Below are 16780 nucleotides of genomic sequence, written 5' to 3' on the forward strand. Positions count from 1 at the left end.
CAGAAGCCGACATCGGCCGCGGGTGACACGACGTCAGCGTTCCTCGATCGTGTTCCGGCCGCCGGTGGTGCGCGACTCGTATGAACCACGTGGGTGATCACGCGGGTGATTGGCCGCGCCGACGCACGCGAAGCCGCCCGGAGAGGGCATGGAAACCACAACGCGCCCCAACCCCGCACCCCTGCCCCTGGAGGCACCGATGCAGCAAGAAGCCGACCACCGGGTTCCGGTCCTCATCGTCGGCGGCTCCCTGGTGGGCCTGTCCATGTCCCTGTTCCTGGGCCGTCACGGCGTGCGGCACACCCTCGTCGAGCGGCACGCGGGCACCTCGATCCACCCACGCGGACGCGGCAACAACGTGCGGACGATGGAACTCTTCCGGGTGGCCGGCATCGAACCGGACATCAAGACCGCGGCCTCGCTCCTCGCGGACAACCACGGCATCCTGCAGACCCCGACACTCGTCGGCGACGCCGGCGAATGGCTGTTCCGGCACATCGACCCGGGCGGCGGACTCGCCCGGTTCAGCCCCACCGCCTGGTGCCTGTGCAGCCAGAACGACCTGGAACCCGTCCTGCTCGACAGCGCCCGGGAACTCGGCGGCGACCTGAGGTACTCCCACGAGATGGAGTCCTTCGAACAGGACCCCGAAGGGGTGACGGCCGTCGTCCGCGACCGGGCCACCGACGAGCGGTACACCGTCCGCGCCGACTACCTCGTCGCGGCGGACGGCCCGCGCAGCCCCGTGCGGCGCCGGCTCGGCATCGGACAGACCGGACCCGGCGACCTCTTCGCCAACGTCAGCGTCACCTTCCGCTCCAAGCTGCTCGCCGACGTGGTCGGCGACCGCCGCTTCATCTGCTGCTACCTCACCGACCCCGAGGCCGACGGCGCACTGCTGCCCGTCGACAACAAGGAACAGTGGGTCTTCCACGCGCCCTGGCACCCCGAACGCGGCGAAACCCTCGAGGAGTTCACCGAGGACCGGCTCCAACGGCACATCCGCCGCGCCGTCGGCGTGCCCGACCTCGACGTGGAGGTCACCGGCAAGGCGTCCTGGCGCGCCGCCGAACGCGTCGCCGACCGGTACACGGCCGGCCGCGTCTTCCTCGCCGGGGACTCCGCCCACGAGATGTCCCCGACCGGGGCGTTCGGCTCCAACACCGGCATCCAGGACGCCCACAACCTGGCCTGGAAACTCGCCGCCGTCCTCGGCGGCTGGGCCGGACCCGGCCTGCTGGACACCTACGACACCGAGCGCCGGCCGGTGGCCCTCGCCACCAGCGCCCGCGCCTCGGCCCGCTCGGTGGAGCACAGCCACCCGGGCTTCTCCCCCGCGCCCGGAATGCGCGGCGACGGCCCGAGAAGCGGCATCCTCAACGTCGTCCTCGGCTACCGCTACCCCGAGGGCGCCGTCGCCGGGGCCGACCCCGCGCAACCGGTCGTGCCCGACGCCGTACGCCTCACCGGGGAGCCGGGCAGCCGCGCCCCCCACCTCTGGCTGCGCCGCTCCAGCGCCCGGCTGTCCACGCTCGACCTGTACGAACGCGCCATGGTCCTGCTCAGCGACGCCCGCTCCACGGCGGGGTGGCACGACGCGGCCCGCCGCATCGCGGTGACGGACGGCGTACGCCTCGAGACGTACCGCATCGGCACGGGACCGGATGCCGACCTGACGTACGACGAGGAGGAGGGAACCGGGCCCGGCGACTGGGCACGGGCGTACGGCACGACGACGGACGGAGCGGTCCTGGTGCGACCGGACGGGTTCGTGGCCTGGCGGGCACCGGGAGCCGTACCGGACCCGGTGGACGCGCTGCGGGAGGTGCTGGCGGCGCTGCTCAGGCCGGCCTGAGCCCGCTCACCCGACGGGGGTGTGCCGGGTGGTTCCGGACGGCTTCCCGGCGTCCGGAACCACCGGCGGAACAGCTAGCGCCAGATCGTCTGGATCGAGTCGAACTGGACCCAGGTGATCGGGTTGCCGCTGTTGGCGCCGTAGATGGTCACGGAGCCCGCGGTGTTCACCTCGAAGCGGCAGGCGTTGATGCCCTGGCTGTTGTTCCGGGGGGTCGTGGCGCGGACGTACCAGGTGGGCAGCCCTATGGACGCCGGGAGAGTGGCGATCTTGGTGTCGGCGGTGAGGCTGCAGGTGATCGCGCCGCGGGCCTGGAGGAAGGTGGTGCCGAGGATGGTGACGATGCGGACCTGCGGGGTCGCGCCGGTCTGCGCGGTGATGCCGGGCTCCAGCACCAGATCGGTCCACGCGGTGGCGTCGACCGCGGCGGCGGCCGCGGGGGTGGCGGTGGCGACGCTGCCGACGGCGACAGCGGCGGGCAGGCCGAGAGCGGCACCGAGGATGCTACGGCGGTTGTAGGACATGGCGGTTGGTCTCCTTGACGAGGCCGTGTGCGGAATGGCGGAGGGTGGCGACTTCAGCGCCAGACGGCGCTGAAGTTGTCGAGCTGCGCCCAGGTGATGGCGTTGGTGGAGGTCCCGCCGTACAGGCGCAGCTGGCGGTCGGTGCCGGCCTCGGCCCGGGCGACGCAGTAGCCACCGCTGTTGTTGCGCGGGACGTTGCAACGGGTCTCCATGCTCGGGGAGAGCGTGTCGGGCAGTGTGCCGATGACCGCGTCGGCGTTGAAAGTGCCCTTGACCCCGCCGCTGAGCTGGAGCGTCGTGACGCCGCTGACGCTGATGAGCCGTCCCTTGGGGGCGTTCTGGTCGACGCTGACGCCGGAGGCGAGGGGAATCGTCTGCCAGTCGGTGAGCACCTTGACGCCGTCGACCTCGGCCGCCCCGGAGAGCGACACGATGGTGCAGGTGCGCGGCCCGGGGTCCTCGCAGGCGAAACCGAAGTGGAGGTAGGGCACGTCGTCCACCACTTCCACGGTCATGCCCTCCGGCTCGCGCCATTGGAGGCCCGGCGCGGCGGTGATGAACTGCCGGGCCAGGACGTTCCCGGTGGCCCACTCGACAGCGGTGATGTAGGTGTTGCCCGGCGGAGGGTTGTACGGAGTGCTGGGCGGGCTGACGGTGCTGTCGTAGTGCTCCCCGTCGAGCAGGTACAGCACGCCGCTGTGGGACGCGTATCCCTGGAAGACGCCCAGACCCGTGGGCTGAGCCAGGCGCTGGAGCGGCGTGAAGACGCCCGCCGCCGCCTGGGCCAGGTCGTACCGCTCGTAGTACATCGTGCCGCCGGTGCTGAACCGGACGATGAGCTCGTTGGCGCTGCGGTCGATGGTGGGGGTGACGCCGCGGGCGCCCGTCACGGGGGTGTACGGCGTGGTGTGCAGGGAGGACCCGTAGTCCAGGACCGTCCCGGTCTGGAACTCGAAGTTGGTGATGGCGGTGCCGAAGCCCTCGTTGCTGCTGTTGGCCACGGATGCCGTCTCGGTCCACAGGCGGATGACGCCGCTGCGGTTCTCGACGCCGAGGTTGACGCCGTGGCCGAATCCCCGCAGATACATGTACCCGACGATGGCGCCCGACCGGTTGAGGCGCGTCACGCACATGTCTCCGTTGGCGAGCCGGTCGGCGCCGGAGACCGGTCCGGACTCCCCGCTGAGGGTCAGACCGCCCTCCATCACCTGGAGCACGAAGATGTCGCCGGACACCGGGTCGATGCCGAACGACTGCATCACGGTGCTGTTCTTGAGCGGGCGCCGGTGGAGCAGCTTGCCCACCGGTCCCGCGATGTCTATCTGTCCTGCAACGGTCACGCGACGCCGCTCCTTCTCGCACGTTCCTGTGCTGTCATGTTCGGGGCGGCGCAAGTGTCGCATGATCACTGCGTTGAGCACGGAACCCCTCGGTCCGCTCCGCTCACGCACCGCACACACAAACGGCCCCGAACAAGGAGTCCGGGGCCGTTCGGCGGGTCCGCCGACCTTCGTCCTCCCGGCTGGAGAGGACGAAGCGACCAGACTTCATGGGCAGGCCGCGGGACAAGCAAGGATCCGCAGGTCACGGACCATGCCGCGACTCCCGTCGCCCAGGTCGTAATGCGCCGTCCCCACCGAGTGCCCGGCGAAGAACTGGCGCACGTGTCGATCAAGTGCTTCGGCAGCCCCATCCGTCGTCATACCGGGGATCATGTCAGGCGCCTAATAAGGTCGAGGGGGCGGTAACCGCTGGACCACGTCCTGCTGCAGGCCGACCTCACGGCGGTGACCCCCGGCCCGTTTCGGCGTGAGGTCGGCAGAGTCTCAATGACCGAGCCAAGCGACGGGCGCCGGCCGATGGTGCGCACGGCGCCCGTGTCGGGCCCGGGCTTTGAGGTCTGGCCTCATCCTTATCAGGTCGATCATGGGGACTCGGCGACGTCGGCCAACCGGCTGGTGCCCTTGGCTGATCGTCCGTTGTCATTCGGCGTTGGTCGGCACTGTCCGCACCTGTTGGTGTCAGCCGACTGATTCCCTCTTTGCAGATCTACTGCCAGTTCTTCTGGAAGAGAGGTCGGACACTCCCCGTATCGTGCACGCAAGCTCTGGATGCACGACCGGCAAAAAAGGGAGAAGGATGGACGAGTGGGGCCCTGTTGACTTGATACATCTGTCTGACGGACGAGGGGTCTCCCTCGTCCTGCGTGCAGTTGAGCCCCACAAAGCACGACACGCCCGGGTTCAAGCCGAGTGCCTTATAACTACGGATTTCGTAAATGCCCGCTTGAAGACCAACATCCGGCTTGACGACCTCGAAGAATGGGAGGACGCACTGAGACGCCTCAGTGCTGGTGAAGACGCCAGCTGGCCCCAAGGAAGCCGAGGGCTGGAACTGTACTTCCACCCACACGAAGACGGCTGGCTCTCCATCTCGGTCCACGATCCCGACAGGTTGACAGTGGCCCTGGGACTCGAACCAACGCCTGAGTGGCTTGATGAGCATGAGGCAAATCTTCAACGTCTACGTGACGCCTGCGGCGAGTCCTGAAGACAGACAAGACACGGGTGGGTGCCGGCGAGACCCTGGTGTCGCGCCCCGCGTCGTGATGGAGATCCTGGGGCACGGCCAGATCAGCATCACGATGGGTGTCTACACGCACGTGACCTCGGACACACAGCGCGAGGCCATCAGTCACATGGACCGCCTGCTCAGGCGCCGTATCGATCGTGAGTGATCGCACGGGTTTATGTCACCCGTGGATGTCGAACGCCCCGGACCGATCATCGGCCGGGGCGTTCGTGCTGTTCAGCGAGAGAGCCCCCTGTCGGATTCGAACCGACGACCTTCGCTTTACAAGAGCGGCGCTCTGACCAGCTGAGCTAAGGAGGCATGCGCAGGGCGAGGCAAGTGTGCCCATGCACGCTCGTGCAGTGTACCCAGGTCCCGGCCCAGCCCTGTCGAAAATTTCCGCGAAGTTCACATGCCCCGAGGTACTGACATGCGGGCGAACGCCAGGTACCGTCTCGGTCCAGTTCACTCTTGTGGACTACACCACAACGGAACCCCGTAGTGGCAACCACCTTCCTACTCGGATCGTCCGGCACGTTCCTGCCGGTAGAAGGGGGCCCATTCACCATGGCCACTGTCTCGTTCGACAAGGCGACCCGGATCTACCCGGGCACCGAGAAGCCCGCCGTAGACGCGCTCGACATCCACATCGAGGACGGGGAGTTCCTCGTTCTGGTCGGCCCGTCCGGCTGCGGCAAGTCCACCTCGCTCCGCATGCTGGCGGGGCTCGAGGACGTCAACGCCGGCGCCATCCGGATCGGCGACCGTGACGTCACGCACCTGCCGCCCAAGGACCGGGACATCGCCATGGTGTTCCAGAACTACGCGCTCTACCCGCACATGACGGTCGCCGACAACATGGGCTTCGCGCTCAAGATCGCCGGCGTCAACAAGGCGGAGATCCGCAAGAAGGTCGAGGAGGCCGCGAAGATCCTCGACCTCACCGAGTACCTGGACCGCAAGCCGAAGGCGCTCTCCGGTGGTCAGCGCCAGCGTGTCGCCATGGGCCGCGCCATCGTCCGTGAGCCGCAGGTCTTCCTCATGGACGAGCCGCTGTCCAACCTCGACGCCAAGCTCCGTGTGTCGACCCGTACGCAGATCGCGTCGCTCCAGCGCCGCCTCGGCATCACCACCGTCTACGTCACCCACGACCAGGTCGAGGCCATGACGATGGGCGACCGTGTGGCCGTGCTGAAGGACGGCCTGCTCCAGCAGATCGACACCCCGCGCAACATGTACGACAAGCCCGCGAACCTCTTCGTCGCCGGCTTCATCGGCTCCCCGGCGATGAACCTCGTCGAGGTCCCGATCGCCGACGGCGGTGTGAAGTTCGGCAACAGCGTGGTGCCGGTCCAGCGCGACGCGCTCTCCGCCACCACCGACAAGACGGTCACCGTCGGTGTCCGTCCCGAGCACTTCGACGTGGCCGGCCCGGACTCCGACCAGGGTCTCGCGGTCACCGTGAACGTCGTCGAGGAGCTGGGCGCCGACGCGTACGTCTACGGCACCGCGAAGGTCGGCGACGACTCCAAGGACCTCGTCGTGCGTGTCAGCGGCCGTGACGTGCCGGAGAAGGGCAGCAAGCTGCACGTCGTGCCGCGCTCCGGTGAGACCCACGTCTTCTCGACCTCCACGGGCGAGCGTCTCTCCGACTGACCCGACGACCTCGGCTTATTCACCCAGGTTGACGAAAAGGGCCCCGCAGCAGGCTGCGGGGCCCTTTTCGCTGTCGACAAATACCCCGGCATACGGGGCATTTCGGCAGGCCGCGTCAACCCGTTACCCAGAAATCAGCGCTTCTCCATCACCCGAACCGGTGACTAAATGTCGCCAAATCACTACGGGACGCTACCCTCACTCGCGTGAAGCACACCACTACTCCTCAGGGACGGCGCGGCCGGGGCCCCGCCCGCCGGATCGGCCGCACCCTCGCCCTCGTTCTGCCCGTCGTCCTGGTGCTGTCCGGGACGCTGGCGGTGACCCGCGTCAACTGGTCGGGCGGCTCCAACTCGGTGCTCGCCGCCTCCTCCGAAGACGTCTCCACACGTGCGTCCTCCCGGGCCCCGCAGGACGTGCTGCGCGACAAGCTCCTGCTGGAACTGCAGGAGAAGAACCCGGGTGCCGCCCTCACCCACCTCCAGGAGGCCGTCAACGACCGCCCGTCACTGGCGAAGCACTGCGCGTCCATCGCCAGGGCGCTGGGCCGTGCCGCGGTCCGCATGTACGGGCCGTCGCGGGCCCAGGCCTACGCCCGGCCGGTCTGCGACACGTCCTTCGCCTCGGGCGTGGCGGGCGGCCGCGGCTGAGGGCCCGGCCGGGGCGGGGCGCGAGGCGACGTACAGTTCGGTCATGACCGATCCGAACGCCGCCTCGCGCCCCGTTCAAGCCGTTGTCCTGGCCGGGGGCCAGGGCACCCGGCTGCGTCCGTACACCGATGACCGGCCCAAGCCGATGGTGGAGATCCCGGGCACCGGGACTCCGATCATCGGCCACCAGCTCGTCTGGCTGGCCGAGGAGGGCGTCACGGACGTCGTGGTCTCCTGCGGCCACCTCGCCGAGGTCCTGCAGAACTGGCTGGCCTCCGCCGACCTGCCGCTGCGCGTCACGACGGTGGTGGAGTCGGAGCCCCTCGGCCGCGGCGGCGGCCTGCGGTACGCCGCGGAGCACCTGCCGCACCCCGACAAGCCGTGGTACGCGACGAACGGTGACATCTGGACCCGGTTCTCGCTGCGCGACATGGCGGACTTCCACACCGAGCGCGACGCGGTCGCCACGCTGGCGCTGGCGCGGCCGCGCATTCCGTGGGGCGCGGTGCAGACGGACGGCTTCGGCCACGTCACGGACTTCATCGAGTCCCCGCCGTCGACGTTCGAGATCAACGCGGGGGTCTACGTCTTCTCCGCCGAGTTCGCCAAGATGCTCCCGGAGCGGGGCGACCACGAGCGTACGACGTTCCCCCGCCTGGCCCGCGAACGCCGCCTGGCGGGCTTCCCGATCCCGCAGGGCGCGTACTGGCGGGCGATCGACACGGCGAAGGACCTCACGGAAGCGGCAAAGGAGCTCGCGGCCCAGGGCCGCTGACGCTGCGACAGGGGGCCACACCTCCTCCCAGACACAACCCCTCCCAGACACGCCTGCCCCCAGACACGCCTGTTCCCGCACGAAGGGGCCCGCACACCATGTGCGGGCCCCTTCGTGCGGGAACGTCGGGCTACCCCAGCAGCCCGCCCACCAAGTGGTCGGAGCCGCCGGAGCTGCTGCCGCCGCCTCCCCCTGTGCCGCCCGTCGAGCCGCCGGTCGGGCCTGCCGTGCCCGTGCCGCCCGACGAGGAGGGGCCCGCACTGGTGCCGGGGGCGCGCCCGGACGGGGACGAGTGGCGGCGCGGGGCCTGGCCCACGCTGCCCTGGGTCTGGCTCGGCTGGCCGCCCGTGACCGAACCGGTCGCGCCCGCCGTGGCCGGCGTCCTGGCCGTGCTCGACGGCGACGAGGTCGTGCCCTGGGTCGTCGGCGGTTGCGAGGCCGAGGGGCTCGCCTTGTGCTGCCGCGCCCCCGGCGTCCCGGGCAGCGGTGAACCCGGCAGTTCGTTGCGCGGCGCCTCTCCGGGCCCGGGCACGACCACGCGGTCCGCGTCCCGCACCGCCCCGCCGAGCAGCGAGCCGACCAGCAGCGTCACCCCGGTCACCAGCCCCGTCACCACGGCGCCCCGGCGCAGCACGTACTGCCGCAGCTCCCAGATGTCCGCCCGCGGCCCGAGCCGGCGCCACGCGCTCCCCGCCAGACGGCCGTCCACGGAGTACACCGGCGCCCCCGCGATGACCAGCGGCGACCAGGCGGCGAGGTAGATGATGTCGGGCGCGTCGTATCCGGGGGTGGTCCGCCAGCTCACCGTCACGATCAGTGCCGCCGACAGCAGCGCCCCGGCCGCGGCCGCGACCCGCTGCCACAGCCCGAGGACGGTCAGCACGCCCACGATCACCTGGAGGAAGGCGATGACCAGGCCGGTGCCGACGGGGTGGTGGAGCGCGAACTCCCGTAGCGGCTCGGCGACTTGCCAGGGGTGCAGAGTGTTCAGCCAGGTGACCATGGACCCCCGTTTCCCGCCGTCGAAGTAGAGGGGGTCGCAGAGCTTGCCCATGCCGGCGTAGGCGGAGACGGAGCCGAGGAAGATGCGCAACGGCAGCAGCACCACGCCGAGGTTCATCCGACGCCCGGGGTAGTAGGCGTGCCGTACGTGGTCGCCGCCGTGCCGCCTGCTCCGCGGCCCGTTCGCGAGTTCCTCGGTGCGCGCCGTGTCCGCGAACTCGCCGTCCCGGTACGGCGGTTCGCCGTAGGCGTGCCTGTGCCCGTCGTACGCGACGTCGTCGTAGGCGCTTTCCACACTCCGCATCGGCGGCAGCAGCCGGGTCTCCCCGGCCAGCGGACCGCGCTGGGCACCGACGACCGGCGTCTGAAGCGTCTGTGCGGTCAGGTGGTCGTCGTAGCCGCCGGTGCCCGCCAGGCCGTCCAGTCCGACGCGCGGGATGACCTGGGTCGCGCCCGGGTCGCCGCCCGCCTCCTCGCCGTGCACCACGCTCGACGTCCGTACGGCCTGGAGCAGCCGGTGCGCACCGGTGTCGTCGGGCGCCGACTTACCGCTCCAGACGACGGGCCGACGGCGGCCGGCCTGCCCCGCCGTACCAGCGACGGGCATGCGCGCGACGTCCTGCGCGCCGCCGACCTGCCGGGCGACCCGCGGGTACTGGGCGCGGCGCGCCGACGCACCCAACTGCACGCGGAAACTCGCATGATTGACGATGACCTGCGCCGGGTCGCTCGGCACCTTCACCATGCTCAGCGCGGGAGCGTCGTCGAACCCGGACGACCGGTCCCCCGTGGGTGTGCGGCGTGTTCTGGTCTCCACACTCATCTAACCGAGTGACGTGTGGTTAGGACACTGCTTTGACTCCGCGGATCTGTCCGGACCCCGTCAAGCTTGCCCTGTACGACCGAATTCCCCCGTACGAGTGAGGATGCGAACGTCTGTCCGCATCCTCCGGCCCGTCGGTGTCACGCGCGTCGGCGGGCGGCCTCGTACAGCACGATCCCCGCCGCCACACCGGCGTTGAGCGACTCGGCGCCACCCGGCATGGGGATCCGCACCCGGAGGTCGCAGGTCTCGCCGACCAGCCGCGACAGCCCCTTGCCCTCGCTGCCGACGACCACGACGACCGGCCCCTCCAGCGCGTCCAGCTCACCGAGTTCGACATCCCCGTCGGCGGCGAGCCCGACGACCGTGATCCCGGCCTTCTTGTACGCCTCCAGGGCGCGCGTCAGGTTGGTGGCGCGGGCGACGGGCGTACGGGCGGCCGTACCGGCGGAGGTCTTCCACGCACCGGCGGTCATACCGGCCGCGCGCCGCTCGGGCACGACCACCCCGTGCCCGCCGAAGGCGGAGACGGAACGGACCACGGCGCCGAGGTTCCGCGGGTCGGTGACCCCGTCGAGGGCGACGATCAGCGGGTCCTCGCCCTCGTCGTAGGCGGCGTCGGCGAGGTCCTCCGGGTGCGCGTACTCGTACGGCGGGACCTGGAGGACGAGGCCCTGGTGGTTGAGCCCGTTCGTCATCCGGTCCAGCTCGGGGCGGGGCGCCTCCATGAGGTTGATGCCGCCGCGCTCGGAGGCGAGCTGCAGCGCCTCGCGCACGCGCTCGTCGTTGTCGATGAACTGCTGGACGTAGAGCGTGGAGGCGGGCACGCCCTCGCGCAGCGCCTCGACCACCGGGTTGCGCCCGACGACCAGCTCGGAGGAGGACTTCCCACCCGTGCGACGCTGGGGGCGCCCCTGAGCGCGGCGCGCCTTCGCCTGTACGGCGCGCTGCTTGGCGTGTCCCTTGCGCATCTCGGCGGGCGGAGTCGGGCCCTTGCCCTCCAGGCCCCGGCGTCGCTTGCCGCCGCTGCCGACCTGCGCGCCCTTCTTGCCGGACATGCGGCGGTTGTTCGCGGCCATGACCTACCTGTCTGTTGAAGCGTTCGTACGTACGTCCAGTACGTCTCTTACATCTATGCAGTGTGCCGCCCGGAGGGCCGGGCGGCACAATCGATCATCGGATCGGCGGTGGGATCAGCGCGGGCCGAGCGTCCAGCGCGGGCCCTGCGGACTGTCCTCGATGACGAGCCCGGACTGGTTGAGCTGGTCGCGGATGGCGTCCGCGGTGGCCCAGTCCTTGCGGGCGCGGGCCGCCTCCCGCTGCTGGAGCACCAGGCCCACGAGGCTGTCGACCACACCGTGCAGGTCCTCGCCGCGGTCGCCCTCGCCGGCCCACTGGGCGTCGAGCGGGTCGAGGCCGAGGACGCCGAGCATGGCGCGCACCTCGGCGAGCCGGGCCACGGCGGCCTCCTTGTCGTCGGCCGCGAGCGCGCTGTTGCCCTGCCGGACGGTGGTGTGCACCACGGCCAGCGCCTGCGGCACACCCAGGTCGTCGTCCATGGCCTCGGCGAAGGCGGGCGGCACCTCGGCGGCGGGCTCGACGACACCTCCGGCCTTCTCGACGACGCGCTGCACGAAGCCCTCGATGCGCGCGAACGCGGACTCGGCCTCGCGCAGGGACTCCTCGCTGTACTCGATCATCGAGCGGTAGTGCGGCGTGCCCAGGTAGTACCGGAGCACGATGGGCCGCCACTGCTTGACCATCTCGGAGACGAGCACCGAGTTCCCGAGGGACTTCGACATCTTCTCGCCGCTCATGGTGACCCAGGCGTTGTGCACCCAGTACCGGGCGAACTCGTCGCCGAAGGCCTTGGCCTGGGCGATCTCGTTCTCGTGGTGCGGGAAGATGAGGTCGAGGCCGCCGCCGTGGATGTCGAAGGCGGAACCCAGGTACTTGTGCGCCATGGCCGAGCACTCCAGGTGCCACCCGGGGCGGCCGCGTCCCCAGGGCGTCTCCCAGGTGGGCTCGCCGGGCTTGGCGGCCTTCCACATGGCGAAGTCGCGCGGGTCCCGCTTGCCGGTCTCCCCGACACCGGAGGGCTGCTGGAGGTTCTCCAGCTCCTGGTTGGACAGCTGGAGGTACTCCGGGAAGGACCGCACGTCGAAGTAGACGTTGCCGTCCGCCTCGTAGCCGTGCCCGCGCTCGATGAGAGCGCGCATCATCTCGACCATCTCGGTGATGTGCCCGGTGGCGCGCGGCTCGTACGTCGGCGGGAGGCAGCCGAGCACGGTGTACCCGTCGTCGAAGGCGCGCTCGTTCTCGTACCCGATGGCCCACCAGGGGCGGCCCTGGTCCGCGGACTTCGCGATGATCTTGTCGTCGATGTCGGTGACGTTCCGGACGAAGGTCACCTGGTACCCGCGGTACTCGAACCACCGGCGCATGATGTCGAAGTTGAGGCCCGAGCGGATGTGCCCGATGTGCGGCGCGGCCTGCACGGTGGCGCCACACAGGTAGATCGAGACACAACCCGGCTTGAGCGGGGTGAAGTCACGGATCTGCCGGGCGCTGGTGTCGTACAGGCGAATAGTCACGAGTCCAGAGTAGTGGGCCGGGACCGGTGTCCGGCGCCCAGCCCGCCAAGACCGTCACCCGATCATGCGGCGGATGCGGCAGGCGTCCCTCGCCTCAGAGCCGCCCCGCCACCTTCCGCGGCACCACCCGCACCACCACCCGGTCCGCGTCCTGCGCCGACGCCGGGTTGAACTCTGCGTATTTCTTTCCCGTGTACTTCAGCGACAGTTCGTCGATCAGTTCGCGGGCGCCCTCGGTGCTCATCTCCGCGGTGCCGCGGATCTCCGCGTACTCGTACGGCGCATCGGGGTTCAGGACCACCACGCTCACCCTGGGGTCGCGGTCCAGGTTCAGCTTCTTGCGGCGGTCGACGGTCGTGGAGAAGAGGATGTCGTCGCCGTCCCGCTTGACCCACACGGGGGACAGTTGCGGGCCGCCGTCGGGTTGGAGCGTGCCGACGACGATGAAGACGGGGCTGTCGAGCAGGCTCTTGAGGCGGTCGGACAGTACGGCGGTCGGCATGGGTGCCTCCGGGACCTGGGTCGTGTGTCGCTGGTCACTCTGCCGGTACCCTCGCACGCTCTCGGCACGCCCGCACCACGAGCGCCGTCCGCATCACACGTGCGCCACGAGCGCCGCCCTCAGCAAAGGCGCACCGAGAGCGCCGCCCTCAGCACAGACGCACAGAGGACGCCGCCCTCAGCAAAGGCCCGGCAAGAGTCCCGTCACACTCGCACCACGAGCGCCGTCGCCACCGCCATCAGGCCCTCGTCCCGGCCGGGGAAGCCGAGGCCGTCCGTCGTGGCGCCGGAGACCGAGACCGGTGCGCCCGCCGCCTCCGAGAGGACCTTCTGCGCCTCGTCGCGGCGTCTGCCGATCTTCGGGCGCGGCCCCACGACCTGGACCGCGATGTTCCCGATCCGGAACCCCGCCTCGCGCACGATCCGTGCCGCCTCCGCGAGCAGCGTCACCCCGGACGCCCCGGACCACTCGGGCCGCCCGGTGCCGAAGTGCTGCCCCAGGTCGCCGAGGCCGGCGGCGGAGAAGAGCGCGTTGCACGCGGCGTGTGCGACCACGTCCGCGTCGGAGTGACCCGCGAGGCCGGGCCCCTCGCCGTCCCACTTCAGGCCCGCGCACCACAGCTCCCGACCCTCCTCGAAGGCGTGGATGTCGGTGCCGATGCCCACCTGGGGCAGCAGCGGCCCACCCGGCGGCAGCCGGACATCGGAGGCTTCAGAACCCATCGGTGAGCCTCCTGCGGGTCAGAACCGCCTCGGCGAGCACCAGGTCCAGCGGCCGCGTGACCTTGAAGGCCTCCTCGTGGCCGGGGACCACGACGACCGGCAGCCCGAGCTGCTCCACCATGCTCGCGTCGTCCGTGACGTTGTCCGTGACCGTCTCGTGGGCCTGGATCAGCGTCGCGCGGTCGAAGCCCTGCGGGGTCTGCACCGCGCGCAGCCGGGCGCGGTCGGGGGTGGCGACGACCGGTTCGGGCTCGCCGGGCGCGGCGGCCGGCTGGACCTCCTTCACCGTGTCGGCGAGCGGCAGCGCCGGAACGACGGCCGGCGCGCCCTCCCGTACCGCCTCGATCACCGCGTCCACCGTGTCCACCGGCACCAGGGGGCGGGCCGCGTCGTGGACCAGGACGATCCCGTACTCGGGCGGCAGGGCGTCGAGGCCGAGCCGCACGGACTCCTGGCGCGTCTCGCCGCCGGGGACGACCAGGAAGTCCGTCCTCTCCGGCAGCGCGTGCGCGTCGAGCAGCGACTTGACCTCGGCGGTCCCGTCGGGCGGGGCCACGACGATGACGAGGGAGACCGCGCGGGACGCCGCCATCGCCCGGACGGCGTGGATGAGCATGGGAACGCCACCGAGCGCGCGGAGCGCCTTGGGGGCGCCCGGGCCGAGGCGTACGCCCCGGCCGGCGGCCGGGATCACCGCGGCGGTGCGGACGGCGGGTGGCTCGATGGTCGAAGGGCGCGAAACGTCAGACATCGGTTCCTGTCAGGTTTGTGTGCTCGGCCGGGATGGGTATGGCCACACCGTGCCGGGCGCGACGCCTTGACCGGACCCTTCCGTGACTTCTGGTCGAGCCGACTGCCCGGGCCCGGCACGCCAAGTATCGGGGGTTTCCCCGTCGGCACAGGGATCGGGCAGGGGCTTTCGCGTTCCGGCTGTTGCACCTGAGGTTCAGGCCGCGGCGTCATGGGTACGTCGGGCAGTGACGGGTACGAACATGCCGCAGCGCCCGGCGACATCTACTGTGTCATCGGGCACCGCGGCATCGCGTGTGTGCTGTGCGCCGGTCGGTCCGCCACGCTCCTGGCCGGGGAGCGAGCGGGCCGGGACGGGCGTCAGGACGCGAGGACCTCGTCGAGGAGAGCCTCGGCCTTGTCCTCGTTCGTGTTCTCCGCGAGGGCGAGCTCGCTCACCAGGATCTGCCGGGCCTTGGCGAGCATCCGCTTCTCACCGGCGGAGAGTCCGCGCTCGCGCTCACGGCGCCACAGGTCACGCACGACTTCCGCGACCTTGATGACGTCGCCGGAGGCGAGCTTCTCCAGGTTTGCCTTGTAACGACGAGACCAGTTCGTGGGCTCCTCGGCGTACGGCGCGCGCAGCACCTCGAAGACCCGGTCCAGCCCGTCCTGACCGACCACATCACGCACGCCGACGAACTCCGCATTGTCCGCTGGCACACGCACCGTCAGGTCGCCCTGGGCGACCTTCAGCACCAAGTAGGTCTTGTCCACGCCTTTGATCTGGCGAGTTTCGATGGCCTCGATCAGCGCGGCCCCGTGATGGGGATAGACCACGGTGTCGCCAACCTTGAACGTCATGTGACAGGTACCCCTTCCGTGGCTATCCAGGGTAACACGGAAACCGCGTCATCTGAATGGCGTTTTCGCAGGTCAGGGCATATCTCGGGGCTTGACAAGCGCGACCGGAACGTGCTTCGAGGGGTGAGCGGAAGAGGGTATTCGCAGGTCGGAGCGGCTGCGCGGGCGGGGTGAAACCCGGGCGTTACACGCGTCGCAGGGCTCCGAGCGTGCCCGAAACATCCGCTTTTGTCCACCCTCAAGTGATCGACTTCCGCTACTCCGTTCGGTGCGCGGAGGCGGGTACGAGTCGAATCCGGAATTGATCAAGGGCTCCGGCGAGGCGCGGTTGTTGCGTCGGTGATCGATTTTCGGCACCTGTCTCGCAACCCGCCTCGCATTCCTTACGGGAAATCCCCGGGGCGGGTGAGGAGACGCTTATGTGAATGATGAGTCAGGAGTCGTCAAAGTGGCAGATGGGACTGCTGTGGAACAAGCTGAGTCCTGCGCCGCCTCCCTGGCAGCGGTGGGGCGCGCTGCCGCCGGGGCCGGACCCGCGAGGCGAAGTGCCGGGCTTGGGGAGGGTCGGGTGCGGTGGCCCGGGGGCGGCTCGGTAACCTAAGGCCGCTGACAGATACTTAGGGCGGCTTTATCAGGGGGTCGCCCTGCTTCGCCCACGTACAAGGAGTTGCCGCCGCCGTGAGCAGCAGCCTTCGACGCGGCGCCCTCGCCGCCGCCGCCATCGCGTTCTCGATCGCCTCGCTCGCCGCCTGCGGCGCCGGCAACGACAGCCAGACGCTCCAGGTCAAGCCGGACAACGCGGCGACCAGCGTCGGAAATCTCAAGATCCAGAACGCGCTCGTCATCACCCAGCCGGACCCGAAGTCCACCGGGCCCGCCGTGATCTCCGCGACGATCTTCAACGCAGGCCGCACGGACCAGACGCTGGACTCCATCACGGTCGACGACACCGGCAAGACCGCAGAGCTCAGCCCCGCCTCGGGCAAGGGCAAGGGCAAGCTGACCATCCCGGCCGGCGGCTCCCTCGTGATCGGCGGCAAGGGCAACGCCTCCGCGGTGCTGCCGAGCAGCCGGGAGGCCGTGCAGGACGGCAACGCGCAGAAGATCACGTTCAGCTTCAGCGAGGCCGGGGACGTGAGCCTGCGGGCGTTCGTGGTTCCCGCCGAGAGTTACTTCACCAAGTGGGGCCCGAGCAACATCCCGTCGCCGTCGGCCACCGCCTCCGCCTCCCCGGCCACCTCGAAGCCGGGCTCCCCCAAGCCGTCGACGTCGGTGCAGGGTTCCCCGGCCGCGGGCGCCGAGCGCTCCCCGTCGGCGACCGCGTCGAAGTCCCCGAGCCACTGAGGCACGCCGGACCCGTACGACGAAGGGCGGCGCCCCCAGCGGGGTGCCGCCCTTCGTCGTACGGGCCCGCGCGGGGCGGGCACGGCCGCCGACACCGCGGCAGGCACCCACACGCACGGAGGGCGGGCACTCCGCCAGGAGTCCCGCCCTTCGTCGGCAATCCGTGCGC

The 16780-nt window shown here is 70.3% G+C and carries 15 protein-coding genes, 1 tRNA gene and 1 pseudogene; 7 read left to right on the forward strand and 10 right to left on the reverse strand.

What is annotated here, in order from left to right; translation table 11 throughout:
• The first annotated feature begins 199 nt into the window (after window positions 1–199).
• Window positions 200–1855: an FAD-dependent oxidoreductase gene (locus tag N8I84_RS19040; RefSeq protein ID WP_263234810.1), complete on the forward strand. Its 1656-nt coding sequence runs from the start codon at window positions 200–202 to the stop codon at window positions 1853–1855.
• Between the two features lie 74 nt (window positions 1856–1929).
• Here N8I84_RS19040 and N8I84_RS19045 read toward each other — a convergent pair whose 3' ends face one another.
• Window positions 1930–2379 (reverse strand): hypothetical protein, encoded by a 450-nt coding sequence (locus N8I84_RS19045; RefSeq protein WP_263230661.1) that lies wholly within the window; start codon window positions 2377–2379, stop codon window positions 1930–1932.
• Between the two features lie 53 nt (window positions 2380–2432).
• Window positions 2433–3719 (reverse strand): phage baseplate protein, encoded by a 1287-nt coding sequence (locus N8I84_RS19050; protein ID WP_263230662.1) that lies wholly within the window; start codon window positions 3717–3719, stop codon window positions 2433–2435.
• 799 nt (window positions 3720–4518) lie between these two features.
• On the opposite strand from N8I84_RS19050, the gene N8I84_RS19055 reads away from it, so the two are divergent.
• Together N8I84_RS19055 and N8I84_RS19060 are read left to right on the forward strand one after the other, a co-directional pair.
• The gene (locus N8I84_RS19055; RefSeq protein ID WP_263230663.1) at window positions 4519–4929 is read left to right on the forward strand and encodes a DUF5959 family protein; all 411 of its coding nucleotides are present in this window, start codon (window positions 4519–4521) and stop codon (window positions 4927–4929) included.
• A 37-nt stretch (window positions 4930–4966) separates the two neighbouring features.
• A pseudogene (locus N8I84_RS19060) lies at window positions 4967–5116 on the forward strand (site-specific integrase); the annotation flags it as partial.
• A gap of 81 nt (window positions 5117–5197) precedes the next feature.
• Here N8I84_RS19060 and N8I84_RS19065 read toward each other — a convergent pair.
• Window positions 5198–5271, reverse strand: a tRNA-Thr gene (locus tag N8I84_RS19065).
• Window positions 5272–5517: 246 nt separating this feature from the next.
• Here N8I84_RS19065 and N8I84_RS19070 point away from each other — a divergent pair.
• From N8I84_RS19070 to N8I84_RS19080, 3 genes are all read left to right on the forward strand, one after another.
• Window positions 5518–6606 (forward strand): ABC transporter ATP-binding protein, encoded by a 1089-nt coding sequence (locus N8I84_RS19070; RefSeq protein WP_263230664.1) that lies wholly within the window; start codon window positions 5518–5520, stop codon window positions 6604–6606.
• A gap of 206 nt (window positions 6607–6812) precedes the next feature.
• The gene (locus N8I84_RS19075) at window positions 6813–7256 is read left to right on the forward strand and encodes a hypothetical protein (RefSeq protein WP_263230665.1); all 444 of its coding nucleotides are present in this window, start codon (window positions 6813–6815) and stop codon (window positions 7254–7256) included.
• Window positions 7257–7299: 43 nt separating this feature from the next.
• On the forward strand, window positions 7300–8031 hold the full coding sequence (locus N8I84_RS19080) for a nucleotidyltransferase family protein (protein ID WP_263230666.1): 732 nt from the start codon (window positions 7300–7302) through the stop codon (window positions 8029–8031).
• Window positions 8032–8161: 130 nt separating this feature from the next.
• On the opposite strand, the gene N8I84_RS19085 is transcribed toward N8I84_RS19080, so the two are convergent.
• The 7 genes from N8I84_RS19085 to N8I84_RS19115 form a co-directional block, all read right to left on the reverse strand.
• A complete protein-coding gene (locus N8I84_RS19085) occupies window positions 8162–9850 on the reverse strand; it encodes a DoxX family protein (RefSeq protein WP_263234811.1) in 1689 nt (562 codons plus the stop codon).
• A gap of 146 nt (window positions 9851–9996) precedes the next feature.
• Window positions 9997–10935, reverse strand: coding sequence for a 23S rRNA (guanosine(2251)-2'-O)-methyltransferase RlmB (rlmB, locus tag N8I84_RS19090; protein WP_263230667.1), 939 nt, complete (start codon window positions 10933–10935; stop codon window positions 9997–9999).
• Between the two features lie 114 nt (window positions 10936–11049).
• Window positions 11050–12450, reverse strand: coding sequence for a cysteine--tRNA ligase (gene cysS / locus N8I84_RS19095; RefSeq protein WP_263230668.1), 1401 nt, complete (start codon window positions 12448–12450; stop codon window positions 11050–11052).
• A gap of 94 nt (window positions 12451–12544) precedes the next feature.
• Window positions 12545–12952 carry a PPOX class F420-dependent oxidoreductase gene (locus N8I84_RS19100; protein WP_263230669.1) on the reverse strand — a complete coding sequence of 136 codons (408 nt, stop codon included), beginning with the start codon at window positions 12950–12952 and terminating at the stop codon, window positions 12545–12547.
• Window positions 12953–13155: 203 nt separating this feature from the next.
• Window positions 13156–13674, reverse strand: a complete 519-nt coding sequence (gene ispF / locus N8I84_RS19105) for a 2-C-methyl-D-erythritol 2,4-cyclodiphosphate synthase (RefSeq protein ID WP_263230670.1) — start codon at window positions 13672–13674, stop codon at window positions 13156–13158.
• Complete coding sequence (gene ispD / locus N8I84_RS19110; protein WP_263230671.1) at window positions 13664–14425, reverse strand: 2-C-methyl-D-erythritol 4-phosphate cytidylyltransferase; 762 nt, start codon at window positions 14423–14425, stop codon at window positions 13664–13666. The genes ispF and ispD overlap by 11 nt, the downstream gene beginning before the upstream one ends.
• Window positions 14426–14784: 359 nt before the next feature.
• Window positions 14785–15267 carry a CarD family transcriptional regulator gene (locus N8I84_RS19115; RefSeq protein ID WP_003953493.1) on the reverse strand — a complete coding sequence of 161 codons (483 nt, stop codon included), beginning with the start codon at window positions 15265–15267 and terminating at the stop codon, window positions 14785–14787.
• A 678-nt stretch (window positions 15268–15945) separates the two neighbouring features.
• On the opposite strand from N8I84_RS19115, the gene N8I84_RS19120 reads away from it, so the two are divergent.
• Entirely contained in the window at window positions 15946–16611 is a 666-nt protein-coding gene (locus N8I84_RS19120; RefSeq protein ID WP_263230672.1) for a copper chaperone PCu(A)C, read from the forward strand.
• Window positions 16612–16780 lie beyond the last annotated feature (169 nt).

It is taken from the genome of Streptomyces cynarae (assembly GCF_025642135.1).
GTDB classification, from domain to species: domain Bacteria; phylum Actinomycetota; class Actinomycetes; order Streptomycetales; family Streptomycetaceae; genus Streptomyces; species Streptomyces cynarae.